The sequence below is a fragment of the Desulfoglaeba alkanexedens ALDC genome (assembly GCF_005377625.1).
In the GTDB taxonomy this organism is placed as follows: Bacteria; Desulfobacterota; Syntrophobacteria; order Syntrophobacterales; family DSM-9756; genus Desulfoglaeba; species Desulfoglaeba alkanexedens.
The window spans coordinates 2,277,672-2,289,520 of sequence record NZ_CP040098.1; the positions used below are offsets into that span (position 1 = coordinate 2,277,672).

Annotated in this window: 7 protein-coding genes; 6 read left to right on the top strand and 1 reads right to left on the bottom strand. The window is 60.3% G+C overall.

Going from position 1 to position 11,849, the window contains the following annotated elements; all coding sequences use genetic code 11:
• Positions 1 to 186: 186 nt before the first annotated feature.
• From FDQ92_RS10335 to glnA, 6 genes are all read left to right on the top strand, one after another.
• The gene (locus tag FDQ92_RS10335) at positions 187 to 1,752 is read left to right on the top strand and encodes a DUF4301 family protein (protein ID WP_211341243.1); all 1,566 of its coding nucleotides are present in this window, start codon (positions 187 to 189) and stop codon (positions 1,750 to 1,752) included.
• Between the two features lie 46 nt (positions 1,753 to 1,798).
• Complete coding sequence (locus FDQ92_RS10340; protein ID WP_137424772.1) at positions 1,799 to 3,325, top strand: sigma-54 interaction domain-containing protein; 1,527 nt, start codon at positions 1,799 to 1,801, stop codon at positions 3,323 to 3,325.
• A 135-nt stretch (positions 3,326 to 3,460) separates the two neighbouring features.
• Positions 3,461 to 5,110, top strand: coding sequence for an NAD+ synthase (locus tag FDQ92_RS10345; protein WP_137424774.1), 1,650 nt, complete (start codon positions 3,461 to 3,463; stop codon positions 5,108 to 5,110).
• Entirely contained in the window at positions 5,107 to 5,445 is a 339-nt protein-coding gene (locus tag FDQ92_RS10350) for a P-II family nitrogen regulator (RefSeq protein ID WP_137424776.1), read from the top strand. The genes FDQ92_RS10345 and FDQ92_RS10350 overlap by 4 nt, the downstream gene beginning before the upstream one ends.
• Positions 5,446 to 5,452: 7 nt before the next feature.
• Positions 5,453 to 8,062, top strand: coding sequence for a [protein-PII] uridylyltransferase (gene glnD, locus FDQ92_RS10355; RefSeq protein WP_137424778.1), 2,610 nt, complete (start codon positions 5,453 to 5,455; stop codon positions 8,060 to 8,062).
• A gap of 318 nt (positions 8,063 to 8,380) precedes the next feature.
• Entirely contained in the window at positions 8,381 to 9,793 is a 1,413-nt protein-coding gene (glnA, locus tag FDQ92_RS10360) for a type I glutamate--ammonia ligase (protein WP_137424780.1), read from the top strand.
• A gap of 765 nt (positions 9,794 to 10,558) precedes the next feature.
• Here the strand turns inward: glnA and FDQ92_RS10365 are convergent.
• Positions 10,559 to 11,797 carry an IS256 family transposase gene (locus tag FDQ92_RS10365; protein WP_137424782.1) on the bottom strand — a complete coding sequence of 413 codons (1,239 nt, stop codon included), beginning with the start codon at positions 11,795 to 11,797 and terminating at the stop codon, positions 10,559 to 10,561.
• Between the last annotated feature and the right edge of the window lie 52 nt (positions 11,798 to 11,849).

Below are 11,849 nucleotides of genomic sequence, written 5' to 3' on the forward strand. Positions count from 1 at the left end.
GGGCCTGACCCCTCGATGCTGATACATTACCCGCCGTTGTCAATCTCGCATCCCTTTCGTTACAATTTTGTAACCCTGAAGCGGGAAGGTGCGAGGCGTTCAAGGGCGGACGGATTTCCGGTGAAGCGGCCCGGCGGGCAGAGGGTCCGGGCGGATTTCCCGGTCGGCTGGATACGAGGAGGTGCCATGGGGTTGGAGATGTTTTCGGAGGAAGACCGGCGATTCATGACATCCCTGGGGATCGACGAACGGCGGGTTTTGGAGCAGTTGACCATGTTCGAAAAGGGGGCCCGTTTCGCTCGGCTGGACCGGCCGTGCACCTTGGGCGACGGCATTCTCCAGGTGCCCGCGGAGCGGCGTCCGCACTACGAGGTGCTTCATGCCGAGGCGGCTTCGGCGGGCCGGTTTTCCTGGTTTGTTCCCGCTTCCGGAGCGGCAACGCGAATGTTTCAGGCGCTTTTTAAGGTGTTCAAGGAATCGCCGCCTCCATCCCGCGATGCGATGGAGCGGAGAGCCCGGCAGGGGGACCGCGACGCCGCGGCCTTCCTTGAATTCGTGGAGAACGCTCATCGTTTCGCGTTCTACAACGACTGGAAAAACGCCATGGCCCGGTGCGGCTTGGATCTCGAAAGCGAACTAGCCGCAGGGCGCTACGCGACGGCGCTGGAGTTCCTGCTGACGGAGAGGGGACTCCATTACGGATACCTGCCCAAGGCGCTCTTGAAATTCCATGCCTATCCCGACGGGGCTCGGACGGCCTTCGAGGAACACCTGGTTGAAGCCATTTCGATCGTGAAGGACGGTCATGGGGTCTGCCGCCAGCACTTTACGGTGAGTCCCGAGCACGAGGCCCTGTTCCGGGAACTCGCCCGGGTCGCGGCGGCTTCCTACGGAAGGAAATACGGGGCGGTCTTCGAGATTACCTTCTCGCACCAGAGTCCGGGCACGCAGACTCTCGCCGTGGACAGGGACAACCGGCCGGTTCGGGACGCCGGCGGCCGCCTGGTCTTTCGGCCCTGCGGCCATGGAGCTCTTCTGGGAAACTTGAACGATCTCCAAGCCGATGTGGTTTTTATCAAGAATATCGATAACGTGGTTCCGGATCACCTGAAGGGAGCGACGATCGCCTGGAAAAAGGTGCTGGCCGGGGTGCTCCTGGACATCCAGCAGAGGGCTCATGGATTCGTCCGCGCTCTGAAAAGTGACCGGTACGCCGCGGTGCTGGAGGATGCGGCCGCTTTTGTGAAGGAAACGTTTTTGTGCGAGGTGCCGGTGGGTGGGACTTCCCGGGAAGCCCTGCGGGATGGGCTCCTGGATCGCCTGGACCGGCCCCTCAGGGTCTGCGGCATGGTGAAGAATGTGGGAGCCCCGGGCGGCGGTCCCTTCTGGGTGCAGGGGGACGACAGGCGCCTCAGCCGGCAGATCGTGGAAAAGGCCCAGGTGGACTGGTCTGATGAGTCTCAGCGGGCGGCGTGGGAAAAGGCCAGCCATTTCAACCCGGTGGACCTGGTGTGCGCGGTGCGGGATGCGGCCGGCCGGCCGTACGATCTCATGCGTTATCGAGATCCTCAGGCCGTCTTAATCACGGTCAAGTCCATGGAGGGCCGGGAGGTGAAGGCCTTGGAGCTTCCAGGGCTTTGGAACGGAAGCATGGCCTACTGGAACACGATTTTCGTGGAAGTGCCGCTGGAGACCTTCAATCCCGTTAAGACGGTAAACGATCTGCTGCGGCCGGAACACCAGCCGGGGTGAGGGCGCACGGGGCGCCTTCGATGCCGAAACCCCGTGGAAAGGACCGATGATCGAAAAGTATTCACATGCGGAATTGGCCGCACTGCACGAAATCGCCCGGGTGCTTTCTCGGCCCGACGAATTGAAGGACCAGCTCCAGAGTGTTCTCGACATCCTGAGCGGCAGGTTGGGGATGGAACGGGGGATGATTTCCATCTTGGACCTCAAGACCGGTGAAGCCTGGTTGGACGTGGCCCGGGGTGTGGACGTGGAGGTCGGGAAGATTTCCTATCGACCCGGGGAAGGGATTACCGGCAAGGTGGCCCAGACCGGCCGGCCCATGGCCATTGCCGACTTGGGGAAAGAGGCTCATTTTCTGGACCGGACGGGGGCCAGGAAGGCCCTCAACCGCAGGGAACTCACGTTCCTTTGCGTTCCCATCTTCTACCAGGGCCGGGTGGTGGGCGTGCTTTCCGCGGACAAGCTGAGCCGAACGGTGGAAGACCTGGACCGTGAGATCGAGCTCCTTTCCGCCGTGGCGGAACTGGCGGGGAAGGTGGTCCATTTTCGGGCCGTGGAAGAAGAAAACCGGCGGCTTCGCCGGATTCTTGCGGAAGCCCGCCGCCCGAAAACGAGTATCATCGGCCGTTCCAAAGGAATTCAGGAAGTACTGCGGCTCATCGACCAGGTGGCGGACACCAACACCACGGTGCTCATTCACGGGGAAACCGGCACCGGCAAAGAGCTGGTGGCGCGGGCCATTCACGAAAACAGCCGCCGGAGCAAGGGGCCGCTGATCCGGGTCAACTGCGCCGCCATGCCCGACAGCCTGCTGGAAAGCGAGTTGTTCGGCCACGAAAGGGGAGCTTTTACGGGAGCGGTGACGCGGCGGCGGGGTCGTTTTGAAGAAGCCCAGGCCGGGACCATCTTTCTCGACGAAGTGGGGGAACTGTCGCCGGTGGCCCAGGCCAAGCTTCTCCGAGTGCTGCAGGAACGGGAGTTCCAGCCCCTTGGTTCATCCCGGACCGTGAAGGTGGATGTGCGCGTGGTGGCCGCAACCAACAAGGACCTGGAAGCGGAAGTCGCCCGAGGCGGCTTTCGTTCGGATCTTTATTACCGGCTCAACGTGTTTCCCATCTTTCTGCCGCCGCTCAGGGAACGAGGGCCCGACATTCTGCTTCTGGCCGATTTTTTCGTCCTGAAATACGCTCGGGAATTCGGGAAGCCGGTGGCCCGGATCTCCACCCCCGCCATCGATCTCCTCATGGCCTATCACTGGCCGGGCAACGTGCGTGAACTGGAAAACTGTATTGAACGCGCCGTCCTCCTGGCCTCCGGCGACGCCATCGAAGCCCGCCAGCTTCCGCCCACCCTCCAGATGAAACCCGCCGAACTGCAGGAAGGCGTCCGGGGAAAGCTGGACGTCCTGGTGAGCGCCTTCGAGCGGGATCTCATCACAGAAGCCCTCAAAGACGCTCGGGGAAACCAGGCGCAGGCGGCGAGGCTCCTCGGGAGCACCAAAAGGATCATCCAATACAAGGTGAAGAAATACTGCATCGATCCCGTTCGTTTCCGTTCCAGGGACCGGTCGTGAGGGAAGAGGCGGCGGTGTTACGGGAACATTTCTGTCCCTCCCGGGTTCTCCTGGGGTGCGGTCAGTGCGGCGATCCGGCCGCGACCGGGCTCCCGGTTAAGGTTGGAACGGAATTTGCCCGGAAGGAGCGTGTGCATGAAGATCGGGATGGCTCAAATCGACCCCACGGTGGGAGACTTCGAAGGCAATAGCGAAAAGATCTGCCGGTTTGCGGAAAGAGCTCGAAGGGAAGCGTGCGACCTGGTGGTTTTTCCCGAAATGGCCGTTACGGGCTATCCACCGCGGGACCTTTTGGAAAAATCGGGTTTCGTGGCGCGAAGCCGCCGGTATTGGGACCGACTGGCGCGGGCTTCGGAGGGCATAGGGATGATCTGCGGCGCGGTGACCGAAAACCGCGATGGACCGGGAAAGCCTTTGTACAATGCGGCGCTTTTTTTTGAAGACGGCCGGCTGATCGCCGAAGCCAGAAAGCGGCTGCTGCCGTCCTACGACGTTTTCGATGAAGAACGGTACTTCGAACCGGGGCGGGAGCCGTGTTGGGTGGATTTTCGGGGAAAGCGGCTGGGGATCACCGTGTGCGAGGACATCTGGACGGAGGAGCCCTTCCTTCCCCGGGCTCTGTACCGGGTCAACCCGGTGATGGATCTGGCGGCCGCTTCCATCGACCTCCTGGTGAACGTTTCGGCGTCGCCCTTCCATGTGGGAAAGGCCGAATGGGTCGGCGGCCTCCTTCGTTCCCATGCCGCCAGGGTCGGGGTTCCCGTGGTCTACGTGAACCAGGTGGGAGGCAACGACGAGTTGATCTTTCAGGGGCGCAGCGTGGTGTGGGACCCCGGTGGGCGGCGATTGGCCTGCGGCGCGGATTTCCGGGAGGATCTTGTGACGTGGGACAGCGAGACCGGAAACGGCGACGATCATGCCGGAAGTCTCGACGCCCCCGAGGAAGTGATCGAAGCGCTGGCGTTGGGACTCCGGGACTATGCGGCCAAGTGCGGCTTCAGCCGGGCGGTGCTGGGGTTGAGCGGCGGGATCGATTCGGCGGTCACGGCGTGCCTGGCCAAGCTGGCCCTGGGCGCCGAAAACGTCCTTGGGGTCGGCATGCCGGGTCCGTACAATGCGCCGGAGAGCCTGGAGGACGCCGGGGAAGTGGCTCGCCGACTGGGCATGGATTTCCGCGTGGTTCCCATTCACCGGCCCTTTGAAGCCTTCGCCGAGGTCCTCGCTCCCGTCTTCCAGGGAACGGCTCCGGACGTCACCGAGGAGAACCTGCAGGCGCGTCTTCGAGGCGTGATCCTCATGGCGCTTTCCAATAAGTTCAACCGGCTGCTGCTCAACACGGGAAACAAGTCGGAACTGGCGGTAGGCTACTGCACGCTGTACGGCGATATGAACGGGGGTCTGTCGGTGCTTGGAGACGTTCCCAAGACCATGGTCTACCGGGTGGCGGAACGGATCAACGGCCGCTACGGCTGGATTCCCGATCGCACCGTTCGGCGGCCGCCTTCCGCGGAACTGCGGCCGGGCCAGAAGGACGAAGACTCCCTGCCGCCCTACGACGTGCTGGACCCGATCCTCGCGGCGTACGTGGAAGAGCGGCTTTCGGCCGAGGAGATCGCCTCCCGCGGCTGGGACCTCGAAACGGTCAGGTGGGTGGTTCATCGGGTGGACGGCAACGAATACAAGCGCTGGCAGGCGCCGCCGGTGCTCCGCGTGACCTCCAAGGCGTTTGGAATCGGGCGGCGCCTGCCCATCGCTCATGGATACCGGGAAGGAAGGACGGCATGAAGAAGATCGAAGCGATCGTCAAACCGTTCAAACTCGACGACGTGAAGGACCGCTTGACGGAAATCGGCATCAAGGGAATGACGGTGACGGAAGTCCGGGGCTTCGGCCGCCAGAAGGGCCACACGGAAATCTACCGTGGGGCCGAGTACGTGGTGGATTTTCTCCCGAAGATCAAGGTGGAGATCGTGGTGAGCGACGATCGGGTGGCGGAGGTGGTGGAAGCCATCTGTGAAGCGGCGCGGACGGGAAAGATCGGCGACGGGAAGGTGTTCGTGACTCCGGTGGAGGAATGCATCCGCATCCGCACGGGCGAATGGGGGGAAGGGGCGCTGTGAGGGGGACATGAACGAACGGACCGAAAGGGAGGGATTTTTCGCCCTGCACCGGAAATTGAAGGAGCAGCGGCAGGCGTTTTCCCGGTTCTGCGCCGGTGACGTCCCCGGGGTACTGGCCGCGCGGACCTATGCCCAGACCTTCCTCCAGGTCCTTCAGAATGGCGTCCGGCCGATGGTCTCGGACGAACGCGGATGGGCGTTCGTGGCCGTCGGAGGTTTCGGGCGGGGGGAACTGAGCTTCGCCTCCGACATCGACTTACTCTTTCTCTACCATCGACGCCTGCCGTCGTTCCTCGAAGACCTCATCCGCGACCTGGTCTACGGCCTGTGGGATGCGGAGTTCGAAGTGGGGCACGTGGTCACCTCCGTTTCGGGTCTGCGCGGCCTCATGCGCGAAGATTTTTCCGCGGAAACCACGTACCTGGAAACACGCTTCATCGCGGGGGACCCCGGCTTCTATGCGGACTGGCGCCGCGCACTCCTCAAAGACTACGGGCGGCAGCGGAGGCGCCGCTTTCTCGACTCCCTGCTGCGTTACTGCCGGGGGCGCCTCGCCCAGTACGGCGAAAGTTCCTACCTGCTGGAACCGCACCTCAAAGAGGGGATCGGAGGCCTTCGAGACCTGCATGTCGCCCGCTGGGCCGCCATGGTGTTTCTCGGAGACGGAGCTTTTGAAAGCATGGTGCAGGAAAGATGGTTGTCCCCGGAAGAGCGCCATTGGCTGGAGCAGGCCCAGGATTTCCTCTGGCGCGTCCGGCTCCAGCTGCACGGCCTCGTCGGGCGTCGCCAGGACCAGCTGCTGCTGGGGGACCAGGAACCCATCGCCCTCCGGCTGGGCTTCGTCGACGGTACGGAAGGCTCGGCCGTGGAAGCCTTCATGCGGCTCTACTACCGGCACACGGCCCGTATCCGCCGGGTCACGGCCTTTCTGATGGAAAAGCTTCAGTCGGAATACGGCGGAGGCCGCAAGAGAAAGCGCCGCGACCGAATTCTTCCCGGCCCGTTTCTCCTGGAAGGCGAACACCTGAGGTTCCTCGAACCGGAGATGATCGCCAAGCGCCCGGGCATCCTCATGCAGTTCTTCTGGCAGGCGGCTCAATCCCGCGCCCACTTTCACCACGAGACGGGCCAGCTGATCCGGGAAAACCTGCGGCATTTCACCCCCGAATGGCGCGAACACCCGGAAGTGGTGGCACAGTTTTTCGAGATCCTGACCCACCCGGAGATGGCGTTCCCGGTTCTCAAGGTGATGATGGAAACAGGGTTCCTGGAGGTTTTCCTTCCCGAGTTCGCTCACGTACGTTACCGCGTGCAGCACGACGTCTACCACCTCTACACCGTGGACGAACACCTCCTGCGAACGGTGAGGGAACTGCACCGGCTCAACACCCACGAAGACGAAGGCCCGTTGAAACCCGCGCTGGCCGCCCTTTTCGCCGACTTGAAACACCCCCGGGTGCTCTACCTCGCGGCGCTCATCCACGACATCGGCAAAGGGTTAGGGAAGAACCATGCGGAACGCGGTGCGGAAATGGCTCGGGAGATGGCCGGGAGGTTTCACCTGTCGGGGGAGGAATCCGATCTCCTGGTGTACCTGGTGCGCCGACACCTGCTGCTCGCCGAAACGGCTCTGAAGCGCGACCTGAGCGATGAAAAGCCGGTGGTGCGCTGTGCCGCGGAAGTGGAGGACCGGGAGCGGCTTCGAATGCTCTACATCCTAACCATCGCCGATTCCAAGGCCACAGGGCCCGGCGCCTGGAACACCTGGCGGGCGTCGCTTTTGAGAGAACTTTACCTCAAGGTGGACCGGATTCTCCGCCGCGGCGAACTCCGAATGGAAGACGTCCGTGTGCGGGTCGCCGAGATTCAGCGGGCGGTTCTGGCGCTGATCGCCGACGCAACGGAACGGAGCCGGGTGAGCCGCTGGCTCGACGCCCTGTCGTTCCGCTACCTGCTGTCTCAGCCGGCGGACGCCGTGGTCCGCCATTACCGGATGGAACAGGAACTCCGTAAGACTCCCCTGGTGCTCGACGCGCGGCCGCTGGAAGGCGAAATGTGGGAAGTGAGCGTCGCGTGCCAGGATCGGCCGGGTCTTTTCGCGCTCATCACCGGCGTCCTCTGGGTTCACGGCCTGAACGTTCTCGCCGCCGATATCTTCACGCGCCGGTGGGGCGTGGCCCTCGACGTGCTGCGCGTGGAAAGCCTGCCGGATCCCCTTCACACTGAAGAAATCTGGGAAAAGATCCGCGGCGACCTGGCGGCGGCCCTTGCGGATCAAAAACACATGGAACGACTGGCCGCCCGGGAAAGCCGGCCCTCCCTCATCCGCAAACGCTGCGTTCCCACCAAGAAGGACCGGGTGGTGATCGACGAAGACGCCTCCGATTTCTACACGGTCATCGAAGTGTACACCTGGGACCGGCCGGGCGTGCTCCATGCCATCACCCGAACGCTGTATGAAATGGATCTTTCCATCCAAATCGCCAAAATCGCCACCCCGGGAGCCCAAGTGGTGGACGTCTTCTACGTGACCGACCTCGAAGGCAACAAGATCCTGGACACTTCCATCCACGATACCGTGAAGCACAGGCTGCTGGAGGTACTGGCCCGGTGCTGAGAATACAAAATTGTCATTTTTTGTGTTTGCTCCGAACTGTCCGCCAACCTGACGAAAGTATTGATAAATGTGCAAATAGCATGGAGTTTTTCGGGCGTTCTGGAAGCGGCTGATCGGGATATGAAACCATTTTGTCATTGGCGGAGCGTCCGGGAGGGGGTCCTGGAACGGAAAGCGGGCGAATCCAAAGCGGAGGATTTTCCCGATAAGTCACGGATATTCAGAAGTTGGAGTGTTTACGCTGTGCTGGCATGAAAATCGCTCAAGAAGGCGGATACGGACGAAAACCTGAAGCAATCATTTAAAGGAGGATGGAGAATGACCCCGAAAGAAGTGATGGAGTACGCGAAGGCCAACGGCGCCAAGATGGTGGATTTCAGATTCCTTGATTTTCCGGGGATATGGCAGCATTTTTCGGTTCCGATCAGCGAATTCGACGAAAGTTCCTTCGAAGAGGGATTCGGTTTCGACGGTTCCAGCATTCGCGGCTGGCAGCCCATCAATGCCAGTGACATGCTGGTGGTTCCCGACCCGGGGACGGCCGTCATGGACCCTTTCATGCAAGTGCCGACCCTCACCGTGATCTGCAACGTCGTGGACCCGATCACCAAGGAAAAATACACTCGGGATCCGCGCCATATCGCTCAGAAGGCGGAAGCCTACCTCAACTTCACCGGGATCGGCGATACGGCCTACTTTGGACCGGAGGCCGAGTTTTTCATCTTCGACGACATCCGCTACGATACAGCGTCTCATTTCAGTTACTATCACCTGGATTCGGTTGAAGGGATCTGGAACAGCGGGCGTGCCGAGAATCCTAACCTGGGCTACAAGCCCCGCTACAAGGAAGGCTACTTTCCTGTGCCGCCTTCCGACTCCCTACAGGACCTGCGGTCCGAAATGGTCATGATCATGCAGCAGGTGGGGCTCCAGATCGAATGTCAGCATCACGAGGTGGCCACCGCCGGTCAGGCGGAAATCGACATGCGGTTCGCTCCGCTCGTCAAGATGGGCGACCAGCTCATGTGGTTCAAGTACATCATCAAAAACGTGGCTCGGAGGCACTGCAAGACGGTGACCTTCATGCCCAAGCCGCTTTTCGGTGACAACGGTTCCGGCATGCATACCCACGTGAGCCTCTGGAAGGAAGGCAAGCCGCTGTTCGCCGGTGATCGATATGCGGGTCTGAGCGAAATGGCGCTCCACGCGGTGGCCGGCGTTCTCAAGCACGCGGCGGCCCTTTGCGCGTTCACCAACCCGACCACCAATTCCTACAAGCGCCTTGTCCCCGGCTACGAAGCGCCGGTGAACCTGGCCTATTCCAGCCGGAACCGAAGCGCCTCCATCCGGATTCCCATGTATTCACCGTCGCCCAAGGCCAAGCGGATCGAAGTCCGGTTTCCGGACCCTTCGTGCAACGGCTACATCGCCTTCAGCGCCCTGCTCATGGCCGTGCTGGACGGCATCGAAAAGCGGATGGATCCCGGCGAACCGCTGGACAAGGACATTTACGCCCTGAGTCCCGAGGAGCTGGCGGATGTGCCGTCCACGCCGGGTTCCCTGGACGAGGCCATGAAGGCCCTGGAAAACGACAATGAATTCCTGCTGAAGGGCGATGTTTTCACGGAAGACGTGATTGAGACCTGGATCAAGTACAAGCGGGAAAGGGAAGTGGATCCGGTCCGGCTGCGGCCACATCCGTACGAGTTCATGCTGTACTATGACATTTAGGAGATTGTCCGACCGTGAAAGGATAGCGACCCCGATCGCGGCGAGGGCGCCGCTCCTACAGGAACAAGGAACCTCAGGGCCCGACTTTCATGAGATTGTTTCTTGCCGGCGATCCCCATCGCGACGAGGGCGCCGCTCCTACAGGACCGTGGTTACTTTCGTAGGAGCCGGCTTGCCGGCGATCAGGGTCAACGGGGCATCGCCGGTTTAACGGGTCGCGGGCAAGCCCGGTCCTACAAGAGGCACATGTGGGAGGCCCGCCCTCGGGCCGATGGGGGGGCATTGGGGTTTGTTCTCCACCTTGTTCCCAAGCTCCACTATCCACCTTGTTCCCAAGCTCCAGCTTGGGAACACAACTGTGCAGAAGCTCCAGCTTCGATTCCCATGAGGCCGTGACCCATGCGAACCCGCTACAAAATCCATAACAAAGGACACTAGCACCGCTGCTTCGTCACACGTGTTTATATGAAAATAACCAATTTATTAAAGTGATTCCGGAATGTTGAGCACGCCAGCTGTCATAAACTTTTGGTAGCGTTTTAAAGTGGAGACCTTAAGGAAAAAGGATAACGAAGGTCAAAAAGTCCCCCTCTCCCCCCTCCCCTTAATCCCCTCCCACAAGGGGAGGGGAATTCTATTTCCCCTCGCACAAGGGGAGGGGGAAAAGGGCATGCGGCTGTATAGCTATGTGATCATGGAGAACCATATTCACCTCATCGCGAGCAGCCGAGATTTAGGTAGTGTCAACGATTTTGTGTAAATTCATTACCCCTCCAACTGCTTCCAAAAGGGCAGATTTTTAGCGACTTTTCCGAGAGGATTGGACCTCCAGTGGAGCTCCATCTTCAATGCAATGAATGCAAGGAGGGTGTAACAGGACTGCTCACCTGCCACGATCTCCATCGGCCTGGTCCTTCTGCGAAACTCCTTGTTGAGCCTTTCGATGATGTTGGTGGTTCGAAGAGAGATCCATTCTTCTTCAGGGAAGTGGAAGAAGGTAAGGCACGCATCCAGGCTCTTCTCCAGACATTTCACCGCGGATGGGACATGCTTTTCCCATCTTTCCTTGAATTCCTTGAAGAACTCCCGGGCCTTGTCCGGACAGGAGGCATAGAAGATGGACCTCATCCCGTCTGCCACCTCTTGTTTGAACTTCTGAGGAACCTTGGCCAGAACGTTTCGGGCAACATGAACCTGGCAGCGTTGGATCTTCGCTTTGGGAAACTCTTCCTTGAAGACGGCCTCCAGCCCGGGCAGCCCATCCATCACCCCCAAAGTGATCCTGGAAGCATCAAGGCCTCTTCTTTTAAGATCTTTGAAGAACTCTCTCCATGTGGGGGCCGATTCCTTGTCTCCCGCCTGCAGCCCAAGCACAAACCGGCACCCCTGCTCGGTCACTCCAATGACAACAAGCACCGGGACCTTCTCTATGGAATCTCCCATCCTCATAGCGAAGTTGACCCCGTCGACGAACAGATACTTTACCGGTTCTTGCGACAGGTCCCTGTTTCTCCACTTCTCCAGGGCTTCTTTAAGCTCACCGTTTGCCTGGCTGATCTCGGTGTGGGAGATCTTTCTTCCGACGAGCCGCTCGGTCATCATGGCCAGAGTCCGCGTGCTCACCCCACCCAGAAACATCAGACACAGATCGTGGGCTATCTCGCTCTCATACTGCTTCGAACGGGGAAGAACCTGCGTGTGGTACTCACCGTTTCTATCCCGAGGGACCTTGGTCGAAACCTCCCCTATCCCCTTGAGAGTAAATCTTCTTACGTAGGAGCCGTTTCGGTAATTGGCGGCTCCCGGCTCCGCCTCACCTGGATCTTTCCTCTCGTAGGGCTCTCTTCCGAGGAAATGGGTGAGCTCGGCATTCATCATCTCAGAAAGATACCGTCCAACTATTTCCTTTACATCCAGCCGAACCATCTGGAATATCTGCTCCGGGTTTTGCTGAATCTCTTTGAAAATGCTTACTACCTCGGGTACACTGATCTCGATTCTCATTGGGCGCTTTTCCTTTCTTTGAGGTTGTTTTTGGCAAAACCCTCTCTTAACG

What these genes read in the sequence shown, in the direction of transcription:
- FDQ92_RS10340 (WP_137424772.1), top strand. Translation starts at nt 1,799, where the DNA reads ATGATCGAAAAGTATTCACATGCGGAATTGGCCGCACTGCACGAAATC.
- FDQ92_RS10365 (WP_137424782.1), bottom strand. Translation starts at nt 11,797, where the DNA reads ATGAGAATCGAGATCAGTGTACCCGAGGTAGTAAGCATTTTCAAAGAG.
- glnD (WP_137424778.1), top strand. Translation starts at nt 5,453, where the DNA reads ATGAACGAACGGACCGAAAGGGAGGGATTTTTCGCCCTGCACCGGAAA.
- glnA (WP_137424780.1), top strand. Translation starts at nt 8,381, where the DNA reads ATGACCCCGAAAGAAGTGATGGAGTACGCGAAGGCCAACGGCGCCAAG.
- FDQ92_RS10350 (WP_137424776.1), top strand. Translation starts at nt 5,107, where the DNA reads ATGAAGAAGATCGAAGCGATCGTCAAACCGTTCAAACTCGACGACGTG.
- FDQ92_RS10335 (WP_211341243.1), top strand. Translation starts at nt 187, where the DNA reads ATGGGGTTGGAGATGTTTTCGGAGGAAGACCGGCGATTCATGACATCC.
- FDQ92_RS10345 (WP_137424774.1), top strand. Translation starts at nt 3,461, where the DNA reads ATGAAGATCGGGATGGCTCAAATCGACCCCACGGTGGGAGACTTCGAA.